This is a genomic window from Mesorhizobium sp. WSM4806, from assembly GCF_055811635.1.
On the sequence record NZ_JBVVQZ010000028.1, the window covers coordinates 45,731 to 67,973 of the forward strand.

A 22,243-nucleotide genomic window follows, 5' to 3' on the forward strand; every position below is an offset into this window, starting at 1 on the left:
AGGGCTCTAGGGAATTCGACCTTGAGGCGGCGCCGCCAAACCGTAAGGCCTGCGCATGGTAAGGTTCCGGGCGGGCGCTGCTGATCGTAACCCTCTACAACCGCTCGTCGCCCTTGCGTCTTGCGCGCCAATCGATCATCCTCGCCGCAGTTGCACCGCGGCCGGGGGGTTCGCACATGCCGACGCTTTATGCGCTGAAACCGGCCTTCCAGGCCAGACTGCGGCCGCTCGCCGACCGGCTGGCCGGGGCCTGCGTCACCGCCAACCAGATCACGCTGCTGGCTGCCGCCCTGTCGGTTGCCACCGGCGTTGTGGTCGCGGCCCTTGCCGGCCATCGCGCGGTCTTCCTGCTGATGCCGGTGGTGCTGTTTGCGCGCATGGCGCTCAACGCCATCGACGGCATGCTTGCGCGCGAACATGGCCAGGCCTCAAAACTCGGCATGTATCTCAACGAGCTCTGCGACGCCGTCTCCGACCTGGCGCTGATCCTGGCCTTTGCCGCTCTCTTCCCTGCCTGGGGCGTCGTCGCCTTTGCCGTCACAGCAGTGCTTGTGGAGTTCGCCGGCGTGCTTGGCATCGCGGCAGGCAGCGGGCGCAATTATGCCGGGCCGTTCGGCAAGAGCGATCGGGCGCTGGCGCTCGGCATCGTCGCCGTCCTCGTCGCCTGCGGCCTGTGGGTGGACGCGATCACGCCGTTCGTGTTTCCGGCAATGGCTACACTCTCGCTGGTGACCGCCATCAACCGGATACGCAGCGGCCTTAACGGGAGCGGCGACTGAAATTCCGGACGCATCCGCCTGGGGAAAAACATGCTTCATGAACCGACGATTGCTGCTTCCGCAGTTGAGCAGCGGGTGGCGCAGGAGCGCACCTTCCGCAGCCATGACGGCACCGAGATCTTCTACCGCTACTGGCCGGCGGTCGGGCAACCCGCCAAGGGCGCGGTTGTGCTGTTCCACCGCGGCCACGAGCACGGCGGCCGCATGGCTCATCTGGTCGACGAACTCGATATGCCCGGCCATGCCTTCTACGCCTGGGACGCGCGCGGCAATGGCCGCTCGGCCGGCGAGCGCGGCTATGCGCCGTCTTTTGCCGCACTTGTGCGCGACATCGATTGTTTGGTGCGCGAGATTGGCAGAGACGGTTTTTCCCAGCGCGACATCGCGCTGATCGCGCAATCTTTCGGCGCGGTGCTCGCGGCCGCCTGGGTGCATGATTATGCACCGCAGATTCGCGCCTTGGTACTGGCCTCGCCGGCCTTCTCGGTCAAGCTCTACGTGCCTTTCGCCAAGCAAGGCATTGCGCTGTGGCAGAAGATCAAGGGCCGCTTCTTCGTCAATTCCTACGTCAAGGCCAAGTTCCTGACGCATGACCCCGAGCGCATCGCCTCCTTCGAGGCCGATCCGCTGATCACGCGGCCGATCTCTTCCAACATCCTGGTCGAGCTCTACGACCACGCCGCCCGCATCGTCTCGGATGCCCGCGCCATCACCGTGCCGACGCAATTGCTGATCTCCGGCAGCGACTGGGTTGTGCGGCATGGACCGCAGCACGAATTCTTCGTCAATCTCGCCAGCCCGGCCAAGCAGCGGCATGTGCTGCCCGGCTTCTTCCACGACACGCTGGGCGAACGCGACCGCCGCAAGGCACTCGACCTGATCAAGCCGTTCCTCGAAAGACAGTTCTCGACGCCACAGAAGTCCGTCGACCTGACCGCGGCCGACCGCGTTGGCTACACACGCGACGAGGCCGACCGGCTGGCCTCGCCGCTCGCTTTGCTGTCACCGAAAGGCCTCTATTGGGCAATGAGCCGCGCCTCGATCCGCGCGGGCGCCTGGCTGTCGTCAGGCATGAAGACCGGGATCGCCACCGGCTTCGATTCCGGCTCGACCCTCGACTACGTCTATGAGAACCAGGCGCGGGGCGCCGGTCCGCTCGGCCGCATGATCGACCGCACCTTTCTCGACGCCATCGGCTGGCGCGGCATCCGCCAGCGCAAGCTGCATCTCGAAGAGCTGATCGGCAGCGCCACTCGCACGCTGAAGGCCGCCGGCCGCACGGTCCATATCGTCGATATCGCTGCCGGCCACGGCCGCTACGTGCTCGACGCCGTCGCCAAATGCACCGAGCCGCCGGCCAGCGTTCGGTTGCAGGATTTTTCCGAGCTCAACGTTTCGCTCGGCTGCAAGCTGATCGCCGAGCGGCCCCTGCCGACCGATGTCTCGTTCCACCAGGCCGACGCCTTCGACGCCGAGATGCTTGCCGGGCTCGATCCGGCGCCGGACCTGGCCATCGTCTCCGGGCTTTACGAATTGTTTGCCGACAACGCCATGATCATCCGCTCGCTCGGCGGGCTGGCCAGGGCGATGCAGCCCGGCAGCCTGCTTGTCTACACCAACCAGCCCTGGCATCCGCAGCTCGAAATGATCGCCCGCAGCCTGACCTCGCATCGCGGCGGCCAGGCCTGGGTGATGCGCCGGCGCACGCAAGGCGAGATGGACCAGCTGGTGGCGGCGGCCGGCTTCGAGAAGCTCGACCAGCGCATCGACCAGTGGGGGATCTTCACCATATCGGTCGCGCGGCGCGTCTGAGCATGGTCTTGCCTGTCCTTGGCCCTGCCGCCCCTTCTGCCCCTGCGCGCGAGCCGTACGCTGGAATCGCGCTGCGGGCGGCGCTGTGGCTGGTCTTTCTGGCGCCGTTCTTCTACGCGAGCTACGGCTTCGCCAACTGGCTGGCGTCGCAGCGCGACGATGTCGGCAGCATCGTCTTCGCCTGGGAGCACAACATCCCGTTCATCGCCTGGACGATCGTGCCCTACTGGTCGATCAATCTGTTCTACGGCCTGTCGCTGCTGCTCAACGATACCAAGCGCGGCGTCGATCGGCTTGCCGGCCGCTATCTGACGGCGCAGATCGTCGCCGTCGCCTGTTTCATCCTGTTCCCGCTGACGGCGACCTTCGTGCGGCCGCAGACATCGGGCCTGCCAGGCTTCATGTTCGCGGTCCTCGGCGGCTTCGACAAGCCGTTCAACCAGGCGCCGTCGCTGCACATCGCGCTGCTGGTCATCATCTGGGATCATTGGCGCTATCGGCTGAAAGGCATGGCCGGCGTCGTCTGGCATGCCTGGTGTTTGCTGATCGGCGCCTCGGTGCTGACGACGTGGCAGCACCATGTCATCGATATCCCGACCGGCGCTTTGCTCGGCTTCTTCGCCCTGTGGCTGTTTCCGCGCCACGGCGAATTGCCGTTCGCCGGCTTCCGGCTGACCGCTGATGCCGGCGCGCGGCGGCTGGCGCTGTTCTACGCGCTGGTTGCAGCGCTGGCGCTTGCCGGCGCCGCTGCCGGCGCCTTCGTTTTGGCGCTGTGGCTCATCCTGCTGTGGCCGGCGCTGGCGCTGGCCATCGTTGCCTTCGCCTATGCCGGAGCCGGCGCCAAAGTGTTCCAGAAAACGGCCGACGGCAGCGTCTCGCTGGCCAGCCGTGTCTTGCTGCTGCCCCACCGGCTTGGCGCCACGATCAATGCATGGATATGGACGCGCAAGCTGCCGCCGCATGTCGCCATTGCCGACGGTGTCTTCCTCGGCCGCTTTCCCACCGTCGCCGAGGCTGGCGCATTCGGCACGGTGATCGACCTTGCCGGCGAGTTGGAGCGGCCGCGCGGCGTCGCCTGCCGCTGGACGGCTGTCGCCATGGTCGATCTTTTGCCGCCCTCGCCCGAGGCGCAGGCGCAAGCGGTGGCGGCGATCGAGGACGCGCGCAGCTACGGCACGGTGCTTGTCTGCTGCGCGCTCGGCTTCCAGCGCAGCGCCGGCGCCGTCGCCGCCTGGCTGGTTGCCACCGGCCGCGCCGACACGCTGGCGCAAGCGCGAACCAAGCTCGCAGCATCGGGCCGGCCGGTGCATCTTCGGATCGCGATGGACGAGCCGGCATGAACAGTTCGAGCAATAGACGAAGCCACTTGCCAAAGTCGGCGCTGCCCCTCACCTGCCTGCCGGCATCCTCTCCCCGTATAGTGACGGGGAGAGGGGTGCCGTTATCAGCGGTTTCGCCAATCACCAGCGTTTTAGAAATGGCGCCGACACTGCGGCCAGCCTCTTCTCCCCGTCACTATACGGGGAGAAGTGCCCGGCAGGGCGATGAGGGGCGGCGCAAGCATTTGGAAAAGGGCGGCACCAAACCTGAAGCGATTATTCCGGCATGAGTGCCCATCGAGACAAGGCCGAAGCGTTCGCCGTCGGGTTGATGACGCAGGCGGTGTGGCCGCTGTTTTTTGTGCTGGCCGCGTTGGCGGCCGCGCCGGTCATTGCCGTGGCAGCGCAGCCGCAGGCGACCACGCTGGCGGCGGCGGCGTGGCTGGTCGCGGCAGCGAGCGGCGTGGTCACTCTCGCCGTCTCGGCCCTGCTTGCCTTCGACGCGTTGCTGTTCTGGCTGATGGCCAGCCACATCAGCGAGGCCGCCGGCGGTGCCTCGGTAGACGACGTGCTGGCGCGCATGCGCGTCAAACCGGCCGCTGCCGGCATCCGCTCGCTCGACCGGCGCATCGCGGGCACGCAACGCCTGCTGATGAAGCAGCGCATCGCACTCGGCCTGTTCGTGGCGGCGTCGCTCGTCGCCTTGTCTTTCTGAGCCCGACGATGAGCAGGCTCGGCACAAGGAGCTTCACCCTGCTGCAGACCGTGACCTCGGTCGGCCTGTCGGCGCTGGCCTGGGCGGTGACCGGCGTGCGGCCGATCTGGAACGGCAGCCAGCCGTCGGACCGGCAGCGCATCTACTTCGCCAATCATGCCAGCCACGGCGATTTCATCCTGCTGTCGGCCTGCCTCAGCGAGAAGCAGCGCGCCCGCACCCATGCGGTCGCTGCCGCCGACTATTGGGGAAAATCGCGGCTGCGCCGGTTCATCGCGCAGGACATGCTGTCCTCCGTGCTGATCCACCGGCAGTGGACCGATGAGGCGCAGAACCCGATCTCGGTCATGCTGTCGGTGCTCGACGAGGGCCATTCGCTGATCATCTTCCCCGAGGGCACGCGCAACATGACCGACCAGCCGCTGCTGCCGTTCCGCTCCGGCCTCTACAATCTGTCGATGGCGCGGACCGACGTCGAACTCATCCCGTGCTGGATCGAGAACATGTCGCGGGTGCTGCCCAAGGGCCAGTTCGTGCCGGTGCCGCTGCTCTGCCGGGTGGTCTTCGGCGCGCCGATCGCCATTGCGCCCGGCGAGGAACGCCGCGCCTTTCTCGACCGCGCCCGCGAGACGCTGCTGGCGCTGAACCCACGCCCGCTAAGAGGCGATTAGAACACGATGCCAATGATGCACGAGACCCTTATCATGGTTGTCGGCCTCACTGCTGTGCTGACCACGGCAAGCCTGGTTGCCGGCATCCTGTCGTGGCGCGCGCCGAAGCCGCTGTCGTCGACGCTGGTCAACCTCAACCAGCGCATCAACGCCTGGTGGGTGATGGTGGTGGCGATCACCGTCGCCTTCTTCTTCGGCCGCGCCGGCATGACCATCCTGTTCGCGCTGATCTCGTTTGCCGCCTTGCGCGAATTCGTGACGCTGACGCACAGCCGCCGCAGCGACCATTGGGTGCTGCTCGGCATGTTCGGCCTCATCATCCCATTCCAGTACTGGCTGGTATGGACCGCCTGGTACGGCCTGTTCACCATCTTCATCCCGGTCTACTGCTTCCTGCTGATGCCGGCGATCACCGCGCTGCACGGCGACACCGAGCGCTTTCTCGAGCGCATCTCGGCGCAGCAATGGGCGGTCATGATCTCGGTCTACTGCGTCAGCCACGTGCCGGCGCTGCTGACTCTCGACGTGCCCGGCTTCGAAGGCCGCAACTTGTTGCTGGTCGCTTTCCTGATCATCACCGTGCAAGGCAGCGACGTGCTGCAATACATCTTTGGCAAGCTGTTCGGCAGGCACCTGATGTCGCCGAAGGTTTCGCCGTCGAAGACCTGGGAAGGGCTGGTCGGCGGGCTGGCGACGTCGAGCCTGCTTGGCGCGCTGCTGTCGTTCCTGACGCCGTTTTCGCCGCTGCAGGCGGCGGGCGTCGCCTTCATCGCCTGCCTGATGGGCTTCCTCGGCGGGCTGGTCGCCTCCGCCATCAAGCGCGACCAGGGGGTGAAGGACTGGGGCCATCTGATCGAGGGCCATGGCGGCATGATGGACCGCGCCGACAGCCTGGTCTTCGCCGCCCCGGTTTTCTTTCACACGGTGCGCTATTTCTGGACGTGAGGGCGAGCTACGACCTCAGAGGCTGTTTCGAAAGTCGCTCCGGTGAGTCATATGGTGGTGGTTTCGAGAACCGGAGCGCAGCGGACATTTGGGTCCGTGAGCACCGGAAGCGCAGAAAACGCCATCAGATGGCCGCCAGAGTAGAGTTTCCAAACGGTCTCTTACTTTGCAGCCGCAAGCGGCGCCTTCCTGGCCGGGCGCGGCCGGCGGCGCATGCGGCGCTTGGCAGCGACCTTCAGCGCAACCGGCGGATCGCTCGACAATGCGCCCAGAACGGCTTCGACCATGCCAAACGCCACAAAATCGGCGTTGATGTCATTGGTCCATTCGACTTCTGTCTTTTTGTCGTCGCCGTCCTTCGACCAGAACACGATCCCTACCCGCAGCGCCGACCTGGCACGTTTCAGCCGACGAACAAGAAAACGGGCGTGCTTGACCGAGTCGCGGTTCAGGAATCCGACCACAACGGTGTCGACAGCGTCGAGCTCGAGCCGGCGAATGCCAGTCGGATCCATATCGGCAAAGCTCGCCTTCGAGACCGTCGCCCCCTGGACTTCGAGCACCTGCGCCAGCATGGCGGCGGCGGCATCGTCGAGTTCGCCGCGGCCGCCGGCACACAGCACCGACATCTCCGTGCCATCCGGCAGCTCAGTGTCGTCCTCGCCCTCCGCTTGAGCCTGCTTGTCCCCGTCCTTGTCCTTGTATTTGTCCGCCGGCGCAGGTTCGGCTGTGGCCGGATCATCGTCCTCCTCCGCTTCCTCCCGTGCGCTGTCGTCGAGGTTCGCCACCAGCATCTGCGCGCTGGCCGCCACCCGCCGTCTTTGCTCATCGCCCATGACGCCGCGCACCCGATCCTGCTCGCCGAGCAGCAGTGCGGCAATGGCGACCTTGTCATAGAATTCGAACAGATATTTTTCCTCCAGCATCTCCTCGGCGTGATCCGTGGCTTCCTCTGGATCGCCGGCCAGCAGCCGTTGGTAGAGCCGGGCGTGGGGTTCGAGCACCGGTTCGTTGCCGAACAGGACGTCGAGGAATTCGAATTGCGGCACGTGCCTGCCGAGCACGACGAGGCAGACCGTGAGCGGCGTCGACAGGACCAGGCCCAGCGGGCCCCAGAGCCAGGTCCAGAAGATCGCCGCAACGATGATGGCCAATGGCGAAAGCCCCGTTCGTGAACCGTAGAGCCACGGTTCGACGACATTGCCGGTGATCATTTCCATGACCACGAACAGACCGGCGGTCCACAGCACGAGCGACCAGCCAGGCGCCACGGCAAGCGCCAGGAACAGCGGCAGCAGCGCACCAATGATCGGGCCGATATAGGGAACAAAGCGCAGCGCCAGCGCCAGCAAGCCCCACAGCAGCGCATTGGGTATCCCCAGAATCCAAAGCCCTGCTGTAACCGGTATGGCATAGACGATATTCACGACCAACTGCATGAGAAGATACCGGCCGACCCGCTTGCCGGCATCCTGGAGCGCCTCGGTAGTTCGATGAAGATCACCATAGCCGACGAGGCGTATGAAACGGTCGCGCAGGTCCTCGCGCTCAAGCAGCATGAATATGACGACGACGACGATCAGGCCTGCCGACGCCAGCGGGCTGATCAGCGGGCCGATCAGGTTCTGCAGAACCTGGAGCGGCCTTTCGCGTGCGATGATCTCGACGGGCACCGGCTCGCGCCGTGGCTGATCCGCGGCGGGCGGCGAGGTTTCCTGCCTGTCGAGTTCCTGGCCAACACGTTCGATCGCCTCGCTCAGCCTGGCGATGACGCCGCCGCCGACGCCGGTCTCCTTCAGGGATCGGACTTTGGTCAGGATATTTGACTGGTAAAGCGGGATGTTCTGCGCCAGTTCGCTGACCTGCGTGGCGACAATGAAGGAGAACAGCGCAAGCACGGTGAATGCGCCCAGCACACTGGCGATGACCGCAGGAAGACGGGGAATGCCGACCCGTTTGAGTGCCGAAACCAAGGGTGCAAGCGCAAAGGTCAGCAGCAGCGCGATTGCGATCGGCAGGAAAACCTCGCGCCCGAAATACAGGGCCGCAACCGCCGCCACGACGGTCGCGACGGTGGGCAGCGACATGCGCGGCAGGGCCATGGCAGCCGAAACAACGCCCACCAGCCCGGGCTCCGACGGATGCATGCCGTTTCGCCGATTGGCCGCCACTTGATGCCTCCACCCTGCCATAGCCATGATCAGGCATATTGAGCCGGCGTGCAACTTTCGCTTCTTCGCGCCGGCGAGTTCGAAGACGCGATCGGCAAGGGCGGCGCTTTGCGGCCCAACTGGACAGCCGGACGGGCGCTTTGGTCGCCGGACAAAACAACTGACGTGGTGATCGGTTCCGCACAGGCAGAAGACGAGGTCAGGCTTAATACGAATGGCTCAGCCAATGACGGTCGAACACGTCGACGATGGCGCGGAACTCGGCCGGCGGGATCTGGCTGGCGCCGCCGTCGCTGTCTCCGACGAGGAATTGCGCCAGCTGCCGGTCAACCGCTTCCGTCTGCTCGACGGACAGGCCAAGCGATGCCAGATCGGCGGCGATCGATCCGTCGGGCGGCAGATATCCGCCCCATGCCTGGGGCGCCGGATTGCGCAAGCGGACCATCAGGATCCGGGTCAGCGACGGCTGCGGCTCCGGGCCGATGATGGTGGTGCCGCACAAATAGCCGCCAAGCACGCTTCCCGGCCGCGAGTGCGGAAACAGGCACAAGAAGAATTGCGCCTCGCCGCTGGCTTCCTTCAGATGCGCATAAAGCCCGCGTTTTGCCGACGTCATCTGCCCACCGAGCAGCAGCTGCCCGGTCGGCAAGGCCTCGCGATAGGCGGCGGTCAGGCCGTTCGCCCCCGGCCCGACCTCAATCGACAGGCTGCCCCTGATCAGCTGGCCGCGATAGTAGGGCGACAAGGCGCTGGAATAACAGGCGTAGGTTCCGGCAAGGGCCAATCCAGGGCTCCGCTCCTCATGCCCGGCAGCGGTTTCGAAATGCGCATTGGCGCGGCGCTCCAGTTCGGCCCTGTCGATGCCGTGGCGGGCACAGATCGCCGCGGTAAAACCTGGCAGGTCGCTCTCGGCGATCCAGGCGCCGGGCTGCTCCAGCTTGAGCAGCTTCGTCCAGTCGTCGTAGACGCTGAGCTCGCGTGGCTGGGAGCGCCCCTGCAGCCATTTATCGGCGCGGCCGAGGTCGAACGCCGTCTTCGGGTTGACGCCCCGGAACGCCGCCGCAAGGTCCTTGCGGGTGACGGTCCCCAGCACGGCCGCGGTCAGCCGCAATTTCTGCGCGATATGCTGTGCCATCCTACCCGCCCCTTTATGCCGCCGCGAGGATAGCACGCGCCGGCTATACTTTTCCACAAGCCAATATTCCAGAAATTCCGGAGAATTCCACGCCCCTCCACGCGCCTGCGCTTTTCGCCCCGCCGGGCGGCGCTAAGGTCGCGCAGGGCAGGGGCAAGTTATGAAACTCACGCTATTTAGGCCTGAATACCAACACCCTTCCTCAGTCATTTGAACGACGGCGAAGCCGAGCTCTCGGCACCGGCACAAACCAGCGTAGATGCCGCCTCAACAAGGAAGGAATAATTCGATGTCCTGGATTGCCTCCCCCAAAATCCCTTTCACCGCGGTTGCGGCTGGATCCGCTGCACTGCTGCTGCTGACCTTCGGGCCGGATGGACCGTCGCGTGCCGCTGCCGGCTCGCGCGCGGCAGCGACATATGGCAAGGCGGCTCCTGCGGCGCCGGTCATCGATCCGACGCGCATCGAAGTCGACGGCGGCGCGCACGTGATACGCTTTTTCATCGACGGCAAGCAGGTCGCCCTGCTCGACTCGAACGGCTTCAGGGATTGATCTTAACACCAGCGTTGGCCGCGACATTGAGCGGCCAAGCGCAACTGGATGTCTGGGTTCTGTCGCGGCCGCTCCAAGCTTCGGCCTGATGCGGCTGCAAGCCTACACGTGCCGGCAACTGCTCACATTGTACTTTTCCACAAGCTAATATTCCAGAAATTCCGGAGAATTCCACGTCCTTCCACACAGCGGCCGTGTTCGGGCCGGCGGCCGCGGTTAACCTTACGTTAACCATGGAGGGACCTCGTCATGAAACTTGCCCTGTCTGCACTTCTCACCGTGCTCGCACTTTCGCAAGCCGTGGAGGCCAAGACGAAAGCCGTTGCCACCGATGCCAAAGCGTCCTCAGCCGAGAAAAACCGGCCTCCGCTCGACAACAAGTCCACCAGCGGGATCACGTCGTCTGATGCGACGGCGGCGCCAGCCGACAACAATGGATCCAGTCTGTATCCGCCGGCGATCTATTTCAATTTCTAGAGTCCCTCCATCCGTTGTGGGGCTCAATCTTTAACCGGCCGTACGCCGCTTGCGGTGTCCGCGATCGACGGGTCCGCATTTCGACAGGTCACCTGTTCGACAAGTCATTTGTTCGACAGGCCACTTGATCGACAGGCTTAGCCGGCGGCGCGCCAGGCTGTGATCCTCCACCTTCCGGTGAAATCGGCTTCAACCACGAGGCATCGCCGACTTCGACGGGCGATACGGCCTCCTGGCATGAGCAACAAGGGTGCCCTGCCCGCTTCACGCGCCAGCGATGGCACAGTTGCCACCACGCTTGACCTTGCCGCCATCCGCCGGATAGTCCGCTATCCCCTTCGATGAAAGACCCTGATATGACAGACGCGATCGCAAGAGACAGCAACGGCGCCCAGTTGAACGAGGGCGATTCCGTCACCCTGATCAAGGATTTGAAGGTCAAGGGCACGTCGGAGACGATCAAGCGCGGCACGCTGGTGAAGAACATCCGCCTCACCGCCAATCCCGGCGAGATCGAGTGCAGCACCAAGCAGGTCAAGGGCCTGGTGCTGAAGACCGAGTTCCTGAAAAAGGCGTGATCGCGCCCGGCACTCAGGTGCGTAACCGGCCGCCCCCGGCGCCACTCCTTGAAAGCGCGCGAAACTGCGATATATCAATGACTAAGCGTGCGTTGCACGCGACGTAGTGCTTTGGTCAAGCTTCATCTGTGGAGGTTGTCATGGCAAACGATCTGATGGAAGGAAAGAAGGCCCAGGATTGGATCAACCTGATCCTTGCGGCATGCCTGTTCATCTCACCCTGGGTTATCGGCTTCGCTGCTGAAACCGCTGCTGCCTGGAACGCCTGGATTGCCGCGGTCGTGCTCGGCGCCTTGGCGCTCGCGGCGCTTTCAGTATTCGCCGAATGGGAAGAGTGGGTGAACCTTGTCGTCGGGCTCTGGCTGATCGCGTCGCCCTGGCTGCTCGGCTTCGTGGCAAACGCCAACGCAATGGCGACCCACGTTGTCCTCGGCGTGCTGGTGGTTGCGGCATCGGCCTGGGCAGTCTGGGACTCCCGTCATCATCCGCCAGCGCATGCGTGATCGGTGACGACTGATGCTTGTCGCCCAAAAGCATGCCCTCGGGCCTGACCCGAGGGTGCGCAGCGGTTTTGGGGGTAACGACAGGCACAGAAACAAAGACTTAAAGCGCGTCGATTTCCTTTCGAACGCGAGGCGCTTTAGGGGGAGGAGCGCGGCGCGCGAGCGGCGGGCTCCTTCTAAAGCCTGAGATCGGGCCCGCTAGAGTATTTTTGCAGCCAAGAGGAATCTTGGCGTTGCAGAAATGCGGCTAAAACGAACAGACAGAGCGGACGCCAGTCAAATTCGCACGCCTTCCGCCCGCCGTATCCCGGCCAAATTGTCTTTTTGTGCTCCAAAATCCCGCCGCCCAAAGTCCGCCGCCGCGGATGCGGATGGCAGCGCTGGCGGCGTTTCGCTGAGGACGCGCCGACGAGCATGCCGCACTGCACCCGGCAAACTTCCACTTATGTTGCACTGCGTTAGATTTGTTGCATTGCAATATCAATGCATTGCGTCGAGTCTTCGCACGGGTGGCTTTTCAACGACTTCGCGAGGTTTTGCCGTGTCAGCATCGTTTCGGCCTGATATCGAAGGGCTGCGTGCGTTGGCGGTGTCCGGCGTCGTCGCGTTCCATTTTGGTCTGTCGGACCTGCCTGGCGGCTTCACCGGCGTCGACATCTTCTTCGTCATCTCCGGCTACCTGATCACCGGCCAGCTGCTGCGGGAAATCGCCGAGGACGGCAGGCTGGACCTGTGGCGGTTCTATGCAAGGCGCGCCCGGCGCCTGCTGCCGGCCTCGCTGTTTGTCATCTTCGCCACGCTGGTCGCCGGCTACTTCATCCTGTCGCCGGACGAACAGTCGCTCTATTCGAAAGGCGCCATGTTCGCCTCGGCCTATGCGATCAATTTCTGGCTGATACGCTGGTCGTTCGACTATTTCGCCCCCGACGCGGCGAACAACCCCTTCATCCACTTCTGGTCGCTCTCGGTCGAGGAGCAGTTCTATTTCGTATGGCCGGGGCTGCTTCTGCTGGCGGCATGGCTGCGCCCGGGCAAGCGCACGGCGATCCTGGTGATCGGCCTCACCGGCGCGGTGTCGTTCGCCGTCTGCGCCTGGCTCACCACCGTGGCGCAGCCCTGGGCCTTCTATTTCTCGCCGCTCAGGGCCTGGGAATTCGCCGCCGGCGGCCTGGCGACGATGGCGCCGGTAAAATTCTGGCGAGAGCGCCCGCAACTGGGCGCAGCACTGGCATGGCTTGGCCTGGCGCTGATCGCCGGTGCCTATCTGACCTTCAGCGAGCAGGACACCCCCTTCCCCGGCTTTGCGGCGGTGGTGCCGGTGGCCGGCACCGTGCTCCTGCTGCTCAGCGGCTCCGGCAATGTCCAAAGAGGGCCGAGCGCCATGCTGGCGCTGCCGCCCCTGCAATGGGTGGGGAAACTTTCCTACTCACTCTACCTCTGGCACTGGCCGGTCATCGTCTATGCGACGATGATGGTGCCCGACCTGGCCTGGCCGGGGCGGCTTGCCTGCGCCGCATTGACGCTGGCGCTGTCGCTCTTCACCTATAATTTCATCGAAAACCCGATCCGTCGCAATGGCTGGCTGATGGCGAACGCGGCGCGCGCGCTAATCCCCGCCGCAATGCTGACCGGCGCCGGCGTCGTGGCGACTTACGCCAATGCGCGCCTTGCCGTGGACGGCCTCGACCCCTCGCAACGCATCATTGCCGAAACTGCCGCGCAGCCCTCTACCGCGCGCGCCAAGGTAGGCTGCGTTGTCGACTACGAGACAGTGACGCCGAGGGCCTGCGAGTTCGGCGCCAAGAATGCCGAGCGCTCGATCGCGCTGTTCGGCGATTCGCATGCCGATCACTGGTCGACGCCGCTGATCGAGGCGGCGAAGAAGAACGACTACAAGGTCGTCACCTGGCTCAAAGCCGCCTGCCGGGCATCGCGGCTGACGGTCTGGAGCTCGAAGCTGAAGCGCGACTACACCGAGTGCGATCAATGGCGCGAGCAATCGATCAAGGAGATCATCGCCCTGCGCCCGAGCCTGGTGGTGATCTCGGAGATCTCGCTGACCAGTTCGCGCAAACTGTCGCCCGACGCCCGGCAATCCGAAAGCCTCGATCAGGACTGGCAGGGCGGCCTGCGCGCAACGCTGGAGGCGTTCAGCCAGGCCGGGCTGAAAGTCGCCTTCATCCGCGATGTGCCGTTTAACACCCTGTTTGTCGACACCTGCGTGGCCCGCGCGCTGTGGCGTGGACAGACGCCATCGGTATGTGACGCGCCGCGAACCGACGCCGCCAACGACGCCATGGCCGCGGTGGAGCGTGACATCGTGCGCGCCGTCCCCAACGCGACCTACATCGACATGACCGACCGGTTCTGCGACGCCAAGACCTGCCATGTCTTCATCGATGGCAAGCTGGCCTATCGCGACCGCCACCACATGGCGACGCCCTTTGCGCAAACACTGGAGCCGACGGTCGAGCGCGCGCTGTTCTCGACCGGGGCGGCCGGGAAGTAAGGCGCGCAAGACGCGCCTTTCACCAGCGTCTCGGTGCCCCCAGTCTCAGTGCCCCCAGTCTCAGTGCAAGCCAAACTCGCGCAGCAGTTCTTCGCGGTAGCGCACGAACCGGCTCTCGCTGCGATCGCGGGGGCGCGGCAGTTCAACCTCGACCAGCCGTGCTGTGCCGCCCTTCTCCCTGGGCAGGATCAGCACCCTGTCGGCAAGATAGATCGCTTCTTCCAGATCATGGGTGACCATGACCATGGTGACGTTCTCCTCGCTCCAGATGCGTGCCAGTTCCTCCTGCATGCCGATCTTGGTCATGGCGTCGAGCGCGCCTAGCGGCTCGTCGAGCAGCAGGATTTCAGGTTGCACGGTCAAGGCCCGGGCAATGCCGACGCGCTGTGCCATGCCGCCCGAAAGCTGCCTGGGATAGGCATCGCTGAATTCGGCCAGGCCGACGAGCGCGGTATAGAAGCGGGCCTTGTCCTCGGCTTCCGCCTTGGGCACGCCCCGCACTTCTAGGCCAAAGGCGACGTTGCCGAGCACCGTCAGCCAGGGCAGCAGGCGCGGTTCCTGGAAGATGACCGCGCGCTCGGCGCCGACGCCATGGACCGGCCTGCCGTCGATCGCGACACCGCCGCTGTCGGCGGCCTCAAGACCGGCAAGGATGCGCAGCAGCGTGGTCTTGCCCGATCCGCTGGCGCCGACGATGACGAGACATTCGCCGGAGCGGATATCGAGGTTGAGCGCCCTCAGCACGGCAAGCGGGCGCCCGCCGAGGGTGAAGGATTTGGAGAGGTCGCGTATCGTGACCTCGCCACCGCTTGTGCTGGCCATGGCCGTCTCCCGATCAATTGGTTTTCGTTTCGCCGCGCCCGTAAAGGATATCCGCGGCTTTCAGCCTGCCCTTGGGCAGCCGGCCGTCGCGCTCGAGCACGCCGACCCAGAAGTCTACGTCGCGGTCGTCAGCCTTCGCCCCTTCGCGCAGGCCGAAGCCGGTCCAGTAGCGCGCCAGCTCGCCATTTTCGCCGCGTTTATCGAGGATCTCCGCAAGCACCTTGCGCGCCTCGTTCGGGTTCTGGCGCGACCAGTCGGCGGCGCGGGCCGACTGTTTGACGAAATTGCGGGCGCCGTCCGGATGCGCCGCGATGAAGTCGCGCCGCAGGACAATGAAGCCGCCGGCCAGTTCGCCCAGCACGTCGGTGTCGTTGAACACGCCGCGCACACCGCCCTTGTCGACCAGCGCGCCGGCAAACGTCGCCTGCCAGTAGCCCAGGGCCGCGATATCGACCTGGCGTGACCGCAAGGTCTGTTCAAGCTGCGGCCCGGGCACGACGACGAGGTTGGCGGCATCCGGCGGCAGGCCGACGCCGTGCAGCGCCTCGCGCACGGTATAGTCGAGATGGGCGCCGAGCGTGTTGACCGCAATGGTCTTGCCGGCGATGTCGGCGATCGATTTGATCGGACTGTCTTCCAGCACGTAAAACACGCTGCGCACTCGGCCGTTGATGCCGTTGCTTGGATAGGCAGCGACGAAGTCGTTGCCGCCGGAGATCGAATTGATCACCGCAGCGGTTGCGGCCGAGCCGAGATCGACGCTGCCGGAGGCGAGCGCGAACAGCGATTCCGGGCCGCCGCTGGAGTAGCCGACATTCTCAAGCTTGACGCCGACGCCCTTGAAATAGCCGAGCGCGTCCGCCAGCTCATGCGGCGAGATGCTGCCACGGCTGGCGAGGTAGCGCAACGTGACCGGCGCGGCTTGCGCAACGGCGAAGCGAGGCAGGCCGGTGGCGATGATGCCGGCGGCAAAGGGAGCGCCCGCAAGCAGGGAACGGCGAGTGATTGGCATGGTCCGGACTTTCGTGTTGGAGGATGGGGCCTGTTGGAGAGGATGGTTGAAAGCTGGTCAGTCGATGGGATTGCTCCAGCGGCAGAGCCGCCGCTGCAGGCCGACCAGCGCCTGGTTGGCGATCAGGCCGAGGCCGGCAAGGATGACGATCGCTGCAAACATCAGCGGGATCTGGAAGTTGTACTGCGCGTTCATCACCTGGAAGCCGATGCCCTTGTTGGCGCCGATCATTTCGGATGCGATCAGCAACAAGAGCGCCGTGGTCGCACTCAGCCTCAAGCCGACGAAGATCGAAGGGACGGCCCCCGGAAGCACGACCCGGCGAAACGCGGTGACCCGCGTGGCGCCGTAGGCCCGGGCCATCTCGAGCAGTTTCGGATCGACTTGCTTGACGCCGCTGATGGTGTTGAGCAGCAGCGGAAACAGCGTCGCCCAGAAGATGACGAAGACCTTTGATGCCTCCCCCAACCCGAGCAGCAGGATGAACACCGGATAGAGCGCAAGCGCCGAGGTCTGCCGGAAAACCTGCAGGATCGGGTCAAGCGCGGTTTCGACGGCGCGCACCTGGCCCATGAACAGACCAAGCGGGATGGCAACCGCCACCGCCGCCGCGAAGGCGAGGCCGGCGCGCTGCAGGCTGATGGCGATATCGCCAAGCAAGGTGCCGCCGGCCAGACCATTCCACAGTGCGGAGACGATCGTGTCGACCGGCGGCAGCACCGCGGCGTTGACCCATCCCGCGCTGCTCGACACCTGCCAGATCGCGAGGAAGCCGATCAGGATGCCGTAGCGGGACAGGAAGCGGATGACAGTGCGGTTGGCCAGGCGCGGGAAATCGGCGCCAAGGCCGGTTCTGCCGTCATGTGCATCGATCGTCACCCGCTGCTCGATGTGTTGCAAACTCATCGTCTTGCCCTTTGCTTCAAGAGAATCTATTCGGCGGCCAGCACCTTGGAGCGGGCGGCGGTCCAGGGGTTTTCCGGCCGCCTGAGGCCGAGATTCTCGCGCAGCGTCCTGCCCTCGTAGGCGGTGCGGAACAGGCCGCGACGCTGCAGCTCGGGGATCACCAGGTCGACGAAATCGTCGAGCCCGCCGGGCAGCCACGGCGGCAGGATGTTGAAGCCGTCGGCGGCGTCGTTGCCGAACCATTCCTCCAGCTGATCGGCAACCTGCGCCGCGCTGCCGATCACGGTGTAGTGGCCGCGGGCCGTCGCCACCCACTGGTAGAGCTGGCGGATGGTGAAGTTGTGCTCGTCGGCAATCTGGCGGATCAGCGCCTGGCGGCTCTTCATGCCTTCGGTTTCCCGGCTCGGCGGCAGCGGTCCGTCGAGCGGGTAACCCCGGATGTCGAGCGTCTGGCCGGCCAGCCCATTGAGCAGGGCCACGCCATCCTCGGGCAGGATCAGCTCGTTCAGTTGCTGGTACTTGGCGCGGGCTTCCTCTTCGGTGCGGCCGACGAAGGGTGCTACGCCCGGCATGATCAGCACCTGCCCGGGATCGCGGCCGACTGCCGCCACGCGCGCCTTGATGTCGCGGTAGAATTCTTGCGCCGAGGCCAGGTTCTGATGGGCGGTGAAGATGACCTCAGCCGACTGGGCGGCGAGCTTGCGTCCGTCCTCCGACTGCCCGGCCTGAACCACCACCGGATGGCCCTGCACCGGTCGCGGCACATTGAGCGGGCCTTTGACGCTGAAATGCCGGCCCTTGTGGTCGATGTCGTGAAGCTTGTCCTTGTCGTAGAAGCGCCCCGACTTCTTGTCGCGGATGAAGGCATCGTCTTCCCAGCTGTCCCACAGCGCCTTGACCGTCTCGACATGTTCATGCGCGCGGGCATAACGCTCGGCGTGGGCAGGCTGCGTCTCGCGATTGAAATTGCGCGCGGTCTCGTCACCCGCCGAGGTCACGACATTCCAGCCGGCCCGGCCGTTCGACAGCAGGTCGAGCGAGGCGAACTTGCGGGCGAGCGTATAGGGCTCCTCATAGGTGGTCGAGGCGGTGGCGATGAAGCCTAGATGCGTGGTGAGCGGCGCCAATGCGGCGAACAGCGTCACCGGCTCGAACCCGGCGATCTTGGCATTGCCGCCTTCGCGGGCGCCGAGGCCGACGGTCAGGTTGTCGGCAAGGAAATAGGCATCGAACAGGCCGCGCTCGGCGGTCAGCGCGAGCTGCCTGTGGAACTCGAAATTCGTCGCGCCGTCGGCCGGCGCGTCAGGATGGCGCCAGGCTGCGATATGCTGTCCGCCACCGGGCAGGAAAGCACCAAGCTTGATCTGCCTCGACTTGCTGGGTCTGGTCATTGCGGGCTCCTTCTGAGCTGTGCGGGAAGCGGATTGAGGACACGGGGGCCGGTGGCATGTTCAGGCGGCAAGACCGACGCTGCGTGGCACCGCCCGGCATGCTTCGGCGACCGCTTGGCTGGCGCGCGCATGGATGGCTTCGGACACCAGCACGCCGTTGGCGAAGTCCTTGTCGGAGGCGTAGATCGCGGTCGGCAGGGTCAGCGCCTCGAAGAAGCCGAACAGCGGCCGCAGCTGATGTTCGACCATCAGCGAATGACGATCGCCACCGCCGGTTGCAGCAAGGATGACCGGCTTTCCCCGCAGGGATGACGGGTCGAGCAGGTCGAAGAAATGCTTGAAAAGCCCAGTGTAGCTGCCTTTGAAAGTCGGCGAGCCAACCACCAGGACGTCGGCGCCCAGCAATCGCTCGACGATGTTCCTGGCCGATGGATCCAGATCGCCAATGCGCCTTGCCAGCGGAAACAACCGACCGAGATCCTCGATGTCGAAAACGGTCGAGGCTGCACCGGTGCGGCTCGCCACCTCCGCAACGATGTGGCTGATGAACGCCTTGGTCTTCGACGGACGGGTCAGGTTGCCCGACAGCCCCACCACCAGATTTTTCGACATTTGGGCTCCTCGCAAACGCTTGTGTGCGTTAACTCTACTAAGTTTATAGAATTTAATGAGAAAGAAGATTTCAAAACGAGCCCGCCAAGCGGATTGAGTTTGCGGCACATCGCCGTTGATTGGTTCTTTCGACGCGAAATGCGAACGGCGAGTTCGGCAACGGCGCCTTGACCGCATTCCGGCCATGCGTTGATGATCTCACACCAAAGGCATTGCCCCGGAGGATTCGCATGAAAACAGCCGTTCTGACCTACCTGCTCCTGGCCATTTTGCTGGCGTCGCCGGCGCAGGCGGGCTGGAAGCCGGTCGAGAAGGTTGAGACCTACGCCGTTTCAGGGCAGACCGGTCCCCAGCTCCATGCCTCGATGGGCGAACGCGGGCCGACGATCGGCAAAAGCAGGGTCCGCGCCATGGCCTATACCAATTTCAAGCTGACCTGGGTCAGGGACTATCAGCGGCAAGGCAATGCCTGTGTGCTGGTGTCGGCGCGCCCAAAACTCATCATAACCTATACCTTGCCCAAAGCGTCCGGGCCGGTGCCGGCCGCCGTGCAGAAGAGCTGGGAGGTTTTCGCCGCTGGCCTTGCCGCCCACGAAAAGGTGCATGGCGACATCATCGTCGACATGGTCCGCAAGATCGAGACGGCGACCATCGGCCTGTCCGTCGCCGACGATCCCGGCTGCAAAAAGATCAGGACCGAAATGACCACGCGGCTTGCCGAACTCTCCCAGGCGCAGCGGCAGGCAAGCCGCGCTTTCGACCGGGTAGAATTCGCCCCGCGCGGCAATCTGCAGCGGCTGATCGTTAATTTGCTGATGGGGCGGTAGTATTGTGACGCCTGAGCGAGGCACCCCCCTCTGCCCTGCCGGGCATCTCCCCCTCAAACGGGAAGATTGCGCCTTCGCGTCGCTCCGGCCTCAATCGCCGATGTTGAAGGACGAGGTGCGGCGTTGCGGTCAGCCAATCTCCCCCTTTGAGGGGGAGATGCCCGGCAGGACAGAGGGGGCGCCGTAGAGTGCAGGCCTCGCCTCACCCCGTCACCGGCGTCCACATTACATCCTCGACCCGCATCGCCCCCGTCGCCAGCATCACCAGCCGGTCGAAGCCGAGTGCGGCGCCGCTTGCCTGCGGCATGATGGCCAGTGCGGCGAGGAAATCCTCGTCGATCGGATAGCGTTCGCCGTAGATGCGCTGCTTCTCGTCCATTTCGAGGATGAAGCGCCGGCGCTGCTCGTCGGCGTCGGTCAGCTCGCCGAACGCATTGGCCAGCTCGACGCCGCAGCAATAGAGCTCGAAGCGCTCGGCGGTCCTCGGGTCATCGGCGCTCGGCCGGGCAAGGGCGGCCTCCGAGATCGGATAGCCGTAAAGAATGGTGGCGCGCCCCTGCCCCAGCGCCGGCTCGATCTTTTCCACCAGCACCCGACTGAACAGATCGGCCCAATTGTCGTCGGGCGCGGTGCGCAAGCCCGCCTGGACCAGAGCCGCATGCAGCGCCTCGCGATCGGTGCTGCCGTCGGCGGCGACCGTGACCAACAGATCGATACCGGCATAGCGGATAAAAGCCTCGGCGACGCTCAACCGTTCCGGCTCGGCGAACGGATCGGCCTCGCGGCCGCGAAAGGCGAAGCGTTTCGTGCCGGCGCGCTCGGCGGCCAGCGCGACAAGCCCGGCGCAATCCTGCATCAGGCTGTCGTAGGTCTCATCGGCCCGGTACCATTCGAGCATGGTGAAGGACGGATGGTGCAATGGGCCGCGCTCGCGGTTGCGATAGACGGCACTCAGGCTGAAGATGCGTTTCTCGCCGGCGGCGAGCAGCTTCTTGCAGGCGAATTCCGGCGAGGTGTGCAAATAGAGCGGCTGGTGCCGCCCATCTGGGCCGAGCGCCTCGGTGGCGAAGGCCGACAGATGCGCCTCGTTGCCGGGCGAGACCTGCAGCGCCGCGGTCTCGACTTCGACGAAGTCGCGGCGGGCAAACCAGTCGCGCACGGCCGCGGTGATGGCGTTGCGCAGGATCAACCGCGGCCGCCGGTCGGCGTGAACATCAGGCGTCCACCAGGGCGAGGCGGCGGTCATGGCGACAGGATTTGCATCGAGGACTGGCGATTGCCGCCAAGATGCGCTAGGCCGCACCGAACGGCTCCCGCAGCCGATTTGCGCCATTCGGCGCTCCCAGGCCAATCAACGCTGTTAGGAATAAAGCCCGTGAAGGTCATCGCCAGTTCCCTACGCAAAGGCAATGTCGTCGAAAAGGACGGCAAGCTCTATGTGATCCTCTTTGCCGAAAACATCCATCCGGGCAAGGGCACGCCGGTGACCCAGCTCGACATGCGCCGCATCTCCGACGGGGTGAAGGTTTCGGAGCGCTACCGCACCACCGAGCAGGTCGAGCGCGCCTATGTCGAGGAGCGCGAGCATACCTTCCTCTACCACGACGCCGAAGGCTATCATTTCATGAACCCGGAAAGCTATGACCAGGTCGCGGTGCCGGAAAGCGTGGTCGGCGAGATGGCGCCCTATCTCAGGGAAGGCATGGCGGTGCAGATTTCACAGTACAACGGCATCGCCATCTCGCTGGTGCTGCCGCAGCGCGCCACCTTCGAGGTGGTCGAGACCGAGCCGGTGACCAAGGGCCAGACGGCGTCCTCATCCTACAAGCCGGCGACGCTGTCCAACGGCGTGCGCACGCTGGTTCCGCCGCACATCACCGCCGGCACCCGCGTGGTGGTGATGACGGCTGATGGCGCCTATGTGGAGCGCGCCAAGGACTGAGAGACAGGATCATTTTGTCGTCGCTGAAGGTGTCGCGCGCGATGAATGCCAGGGCGCAACTCACGCCGGTGCCGCCATGCGTGCCGTCTCCTTCACTGAACAGTGCAGATTCAGCCAAGGATGAAACCCGCCACCAGAACCGTAAGGATCATCGACAGCGGGACGGCAAGCAGGCAGCAGGCCTCCAAGGTGTTGATTTGCCAAGAGTTCATCGGGCGCTTCCCAGTTGGTTTCCTGTCTAAACGGTCAGACCGGGATGGCAGTTCCACGAAAAATCTCCCGCGTCATTCCGTGCCACGATCATGCCGATCGACACGAACCTCGGTCATCCAGCGGGCACGCGCCAGATGCGTCGCCCAGGCGCGGAATGCCCGTTCTGGCTCCTGCTCCGGGTCAATGTGCAGGACGGTGTGGGCGACCTCACGCCAATCGGCGCTGTCCGCCGAAGCATCGAGCAGCCGGATGTAAGTCAGCATGCAGTGCTCGTCATACGCGGTCAGCGCCGAAGACGTCGGCGCCGTATCTGCGAAATGAGCGTTTTGCGGCATCTTTGGCATTGTGATC

The 22,243-nt window shown here is 64.7% G+C and carries 22 protein-coding genes; 13 read left to right on the forward strand and 9 right to left on the reverse strand.

All coding sequences use genetic code 11. The annotated features are described in order from the left end of the window. Window positions 1-176: 176 nt before the first annotated feature. From AC0L2M_RS31415 to AC0L2M_RS31440, 6 genes are all read left to right on the forward strand, one after another. Window positions 177-779: a CDP-alcohol phosphatidyltransferase family protein gene (locus AC0L2M_RS31415; protein ID WP_023799051.1), complete on the forward strand. Its 603-nt coding sequence runs from the start codon at window positions 177-179 to the stop codon at window positions 777-779. 30 nt (window positions 780-809) lie between these two features. Beyond that, entirely contained in the window at window positions 810-2,591 is a 1,782-nt protein-coding gene (locus AC0L2M_RS31420) for a bifunctional alpha/beta hydrolase/class I SAM-dependent methyltransferase (RefSeq protein ID WP_473536863.1), read from the forward strand. A 2-nt stretch (window positions 2,592-2,593) separates the two neighbouring features. Continuing rightward, a complete protein-coding gene (locus AC0L2M_RS31425) occupies window positions 2,594-3,931 on the forward strand; it encodes a phosphatase PAP2/dual specificity phosphatase family protein (RefSeq protein WP_023799053.1) in 1,338 nt (445 codons plus the stop codon). A 265-nt stretch (window positions 3,932-4,196) separates the two neighbouring features. Beyond that, window positions 4,197-4,625 (forward strand): hypothetical protein, encoded by a 429-nt coding sequence (locus tag AC0L2M_RS31430; RefSeq protein ID WP_473536864.1) that lies wholly within the window; start codon window positions 4,197-4,199, stop codon window positions 4,623-4,625. Window positions 4,626-4,633: 8 nt separating this feature from the next. Then, window positions 4,634-5,296, forward strand: coding sequence for a lysophospholipid acyltransferase family protein (locus tag AC0L2M_RS31435; protein ID WP_473536865.1), 663 nt, complete (start codon window positions 4,634-4,636; stop codon window positions 5,294-5,296). 6 nt (window positions 5,297-5,302) lie between these two features. Then, window positions 5,303-6,241, forward strand: a complete 939-nt coding sequence (locus AC0L2M_RS31440; RefSeq protein WP_473536866.1) for a phosphatidate cytidylyltransferase — start codon at window positions 5,303-5,305, stop codon at window positions 6,239-6,241. Between the two features lie 161 nt (window positions 6,242-6,402). Here AC0L2M_RS31440 and AC0L2M_RS31445 read toward each other — a convergent pair whose 3' ends face one another. Together AC0L2M_RS31445 and AC0L2M_RS31450 are read right to left on the reverse strand one after the other, a co-directional pair. Beyond that, complete coding sequence (locus tag AC0L2M_RS31445) at window positions 6,403-8,412, reverse strand: AI-2E family transporter (RefSeq protein WP_473536868.1); 2,010 nt, start codon at window positions 8,410-8,412, stop codon at window positions 6,403-6,405. Between the two features lie 205 nt (window positions 8,413-8,617). Continuing rightward, window positions 8,618-9,547, reverse strand: a complete 930-nt coding sequence (locus AC0L2M_RS31450) for a hypothetical protein (RefSeq protein ID WP_473536869.1) — start codon at window positions 9,545-9,547, stop codon at window positions 8,618-8,620. A 289-nt stretch (window positions 9,548-9,836) separates the two neighbouring features. Here AC0L2M_RS31450 and AC0L2M_RS31455 point away from each other — a divergent pair, with 289 nt between their 5' ends. The 5 genes from AC0L2M_RS31455 to AC0L2M_RS31475 all read left to right on the forward strand — a co-directional run bounded on the left by AC0L2M_RS31455 (window position 9,837) and on the right by AC0L2M_RS31475 (window position 14,167). Next, on the forward strand, window positions 9,837-10,100 hold the full coding sequence (locus tag AC0L2M_RS31455; protein ID WP_023799059.1) for a hypothetical protein: 264 nt from the start codon (window positions 9,837-9,839) through the stop codon (window positions 10,098-10,100). A gap of 249 nt (window positions 10,101-10,349) precedes the next feature. Next, entirely contained in the window at window positions 10,350-10,577 is a 228-nt protein-coding gene (locus AC0L2M_RS31460) for a hypothetical protein (protein WP_027154287.1), read from the forward strand. 356 nt (window positions 10,578-10,933) lie between these two features. Then, complete coding sequence (locus AC0L2M_RS31465) at window positions 10,934-11,155, forward strand: alkylphosphonate utilization protein (protein ID WP_023799061.1); 222 nt, start codon at window positions 10,934-10,936, stop codon at window positions 11,153-11,155. Window positions 11,156-11,295: 140 nt separating this feature from the next. Further along, on the forward strand, window positions 11,296-11,658 hold the full coding sequence (locus tag AC0L2M_RS31470) for an SPW repeat protein (protein WP_023799062.1): 363 nt from the start codon (window positions 11,296-11,298) through the stop codon (window positions 11,656-11,658). A 541-nt stretch (window positions 11,659-12,199) separates the two neighbouring features. Continuing rightward, complete coding sequence (locus AC0L2M_RS31475; protein WP_473536871.1) at window positions 12,200-14,167, forward strand: acyltransferase family protein; 1,968 nt, start codon at window positions 12,200-12,202, stop codon at window positions 14,165-14,167. A 60-nt stretch (window positions 14,168-14,227) separates the two neighbouring features. On the opposite strand, the gene AC0L2M_RS31480 is transcribed toward AC0L2M_RS31475, so the two are convergent. From AC0L2M_RS31480 to msuE, 5 genes are read right to left on the reverse strand one after another with little or no spacing between them, the layout of a single operon-like run. Further along, on the reverse strand, window positions 14,228-14,989 hold the full coding sequence (locus tag AC0L2M_RS31480) for an ABC transporter ATP-binding protein (RefSeq protein ID WP_236377479.1): 762 nt from the start codon (window positions 14,987-14,989) through the stop codon (window positions 14,228-14,230). A gap of 13 nt (window positions 14,990-15,002) precedes the next feature. After that, the gene (locus AC0L2M_RS31485; RefSeq protein WP_473536873.1) at window positions 15,003-16,001 is read right to left on the reverse strand and encodes an ABC transporter substrate-binding protein; all 999 of its coding nucleotides are present in this window, start codon (window positions 15,999-16,001) and stop codon (window positions 15,003-15,005) included. 57 nt (window positions 16,002-16,058) lie between these two features. After that, window positions 16,059-16,907: an ABC transporter permease gene (locus tag AC0L2M_RS31490; protein WP_473536874.1), complete on the reverse strand. Its 849-nt coding sequence runs from the start codon at window positions 16,905-16,907 to the stop codon at window positions 16,059-16,061. A 26-nt stretch (window positions 16,908-16,933) separates the two neighbouring features. Then, a complete protein-coding gene (locus AC0L2M_RS31495) occupies window positions 16,934-18,298 on the reverse strand; it encodes an LLM class flavin-dependent oxidoreductase (RefSeq protein WP_287346227.1) in 1,365 nt (454 codons plus the stop codon). Between the two features lie 60 nt (window positions 18,299-18,358). Then, window positions 18,359-18,910, reverse strand: coding sequence for an FMN reductase (msuE, locus tag AC0L2M_RS31500; protein ID WP_473536875.1), 552 nt, complete (start codon window positions 18,908-18,910; stop codon window positions 18,359-18,361). A 230-nt stretch (window positions 18,911-19,140) separates the two neighbouring features. On the opposite strand from msuE, the gene AC0L2M_RS31505 reads away from it, so the two are divergent. Then, window positions 19,141-19,737, forward strand: coding sequence for a DUF922 domain-containing Zn-dependent protease (locus tag AC0L2M_RS31505; RefSeq protein ID WP_473536877.1), 597 nt, complete (start codon window positions 19,141-19,143; stop codon window positions 19,735-19,737). A gap of 202 nt (window positions 19,738-19,939) precedes the next feature. Here the strand turns inward: AC0L2M_RS31505 and epmA are convergent, their stop codons facing one another. Beyond that, the gene (gene epmA / locus AC0L2M_RS31510; protein ID WP_128170727.1) at window positions 19,940-20,983 is read right to left on the reverse strand and encodes an EF-P lysine aminoacylase EpmA; all 1,044 of its coding nucleotides are present in this window, start codon (window positions 20,981-20,983) and stop codon (window positions 19,940-19,942) included. A 129-nt stretch (window positions 20,984-21,112) separates the two neighbouring features. Between epmA and efp the strand changes: the two genes are divergently transcribed. Further along, entirely contained in the window at window positions 21,113-21,679 is a 567-nt protein-coding gene (gene efp / locus AC0L2M_RS31515; protein WP_473536879.1) for an elongation factor P, read from the forward strand. A 284-nt stretch (window positions 21,680-21,963) separates the two neighbouring features. Here efp and AC0L2M_RS31520 read toward each other — a convergent pair whose 3' ends face one another. Next, entirely contained in the window at window positions 21,964-22,236 is a 273-nt protein-coding gene (locus tag AC0L2M_RS31520; protein ID WP_023799068.1) for a hypothetical protein, read from the reverse strand. Window positions 22,237-22,243: the final 7 nt, after the last annotated feature.

Excerpts from the sequence above, each read along its gene's own strand:
- AC0L2M_RS31415 (WP_023799051.1), top strand. The coding sequence starts at position 177 with ATGCCGACGCTTTATGCGCTGAAACCGGCCTTCCAGGCCAGACTGCGG.
- AC0L2M_RS31420 (WP_473536863.1), top strand. The coding sequence starts at position 810 with ATGCTTCATGAACCGACGATTGCTGCTTCCGCAGTTGAGCAGCGGGTG.
- AC0L2M_RS31425 (WP_023799053.1), top strand. The coding sequence starts at position 2,594 with ATGGTCTTGCCTGTCCTTGGCCCTGCCGCCCCTTCTGCCCCTGCGCGC.
- AC0L2M_RS31430 (WP_473536864.1), top strand. The coding sequence starts at position 4,197 with ATGAGTGCCCATCGAGACAAGGCCGAAGCGTTCGCCGTCGGGTTGATG.
- AC0L2M_RS31435 (WP_473536865.1), top strand. The coding sequence starts at position 4,634 with ATGAGCAGGCTCGGCACAAGGAGCTTCACCCTGCTGCAGACCGTGACC.
- AC0L2M_RS31440 (WP_473536866.1), top strand. The coding sequence starts at position 5,303 with ATGCCAATGATGCACGAGACCCTTATCATGGTTGTCGGCCTCACTGCT.
- AC0L2M_RS31450 (WP_473536869.1), bottom strand. The coding sequence starts at position 9,547 with ATGGCACAGCATATCGCGCAGAAATTGCGGCTGACCGCGGCCGTGCTG.
- AC0L2M_RS31455 (WP_023799059.1), top strand. The coding sequence starts at position 9,837 with ATGTCCTGGATTGCCTCCCCCAAAATCCCTTTCACCGCGGTTGCGGCT.
- AC0L2M_RS31460 (WP_027154287.1), top strand. The coding sequence starts at position 10,350 with ATGAAACTTGCCCTGTCTGCACTTCTCACCGTGCTCGCACTTTCGCAA.
- AC0L2M_RS31465 (WP_023799061.1), top strand. The coding sequence starts at position 10,934 with ATGACAGACGCGATCGCAAGAGACAGCAACGGCGCCCAGTTGAACGAG.
- AC0L2M_RS31470 (WP_023799062.1), top strand. The coding sequence starts at position 11,296 with ATGGCAAACGATCTGATGGAAGGAAAGAAGGCCCAGGATTGGATCAAC.
- AC0L2M_RS31480 (WP_236377479.1), bottom strand. The coding sequence starts at position 14,989 with ATGGCCAGCACAAGCGGTGGCGAGGTCACGATACGCGACCTCTCCAAA.
- AC0L2M_RS31485 (WP_473536873.1), bottom strand. The coding sequence starts at position 16,001 with ATGCCAATCACTCGCCGTTCCCTGCTTGCGGGCGCTCCCTTTGCCGCC.
- AC0L2M_RS31490 (WP_473536874.1), bottom strand. The coding sequence starts at position 16,907 with ATGAGTTTGCAACACATCGAGCAGCGGGTGACGATCGATGCACATGAC.
- AC0L2M_RS31495 (WP_287346227.1), bottom strand. The coding sequence starts at position 18,298 with ATGACCAGACCCAGCAAGTCGAGGCAGATCAAGCTTGGTGCTTTCCTG.
- msuE (WP_473536875.1), bottom strand. The coding sequence starts at position 18,910 with ATGTCGAAAAATCTGGTGGTGGGGCTGTCGGGCAACCTGACCCGTCCG.
- AC0L2M_RS31505 (WP_473536877.1), top strand. The coding sequence starts at position 19,141 with ATGAAAACAGCCGTTCTGACCTACCTGCTCCTGGCCATTTTGCTGGCG.
- epmA (WP_128170727.1), bottom strand. The coding sequence starts at position 20,983 with ATGACCGCCGCCTCGCCCTGGTGGACGCCTGATGTTCACGCCGACCGG.
- AC0L2M_RS31520 (WP_023799068.1), bottom strand. The coding sequence starts at position 22,236 with ATGCCAAAGATGCCGCAAAACGCTCATTTCGCAGATACGGCGCCGACG.